Source organism: Klebsiella sp. HN106, assembly GCF_051209435.1.
In the GTDB taxonomy this organism is placed as follows: domain Bacteria; phylum Pseudomonadota; class Gammaproteobacteria; order Enterobacterales; family Enterobacteriaceae; genus Klebsiella; species Klebsiella oxytoca.
On the sequence record NZ_JBLURD010000115.1, the window covers coordinates 1 to 413 of the forward strand.

2 tRNA genes are annotated in these 413 nt (G+C 47.0%); both read right to left on the reverse strand.

Annotated features, from left to right (window positions below):
* Window positions 1-106: 106 nt before the first annotated feature.
* Window positions 107-182: transfer RNA gene (locus tag ACSIPU_RS30570), tRNA-Ala, on the reverse strand.
* Between the two features lie 109 nt (window positions 183-291).
* A tRNA-Ile gene (locus ACSIPU_RS30575) sits at window positions 292-368 on the reverse strand.
* Window positions 369-413 lie beyond the last annotated feature (45 nt).

Here is a 413-nt window from a genome sequence, read left to right on the forward strand (position 1 = left end):
GTGTGTCGTTTCAATTTTCAGCTTGATCCAGATTTTTAAAGAGCAAAACTTCGCAGTGAACCTTTTCAGGTACACTCTGAAGTTTTCTTGTTTTTGGCAGTAATGATGGTGGAGCTATGCGGGATCGAACCGCAGACCTCCTGCGTGCAAAGCAGGCGCTCTCCCAGCTGAGCTATAGCCCCATCGTAGTTAAAATCTCATCAACCTTAATTTCTGTTGAGGCAAGGCGTGGTGACACGAAGCATACTTAAAGTATGTGAGTGTCGCCGCAACGCAGCATCAGCAGAAATTTGGTAGGCCTGAGTGGACTTGAACCACCGACCTCACCCTTATCAGGGGTGCGCTCTAACCACCTGAGCTACAAGCCTGCAGAGATTTTCTTACTGCTTATTTTTCATCAGACAATCTGTGTG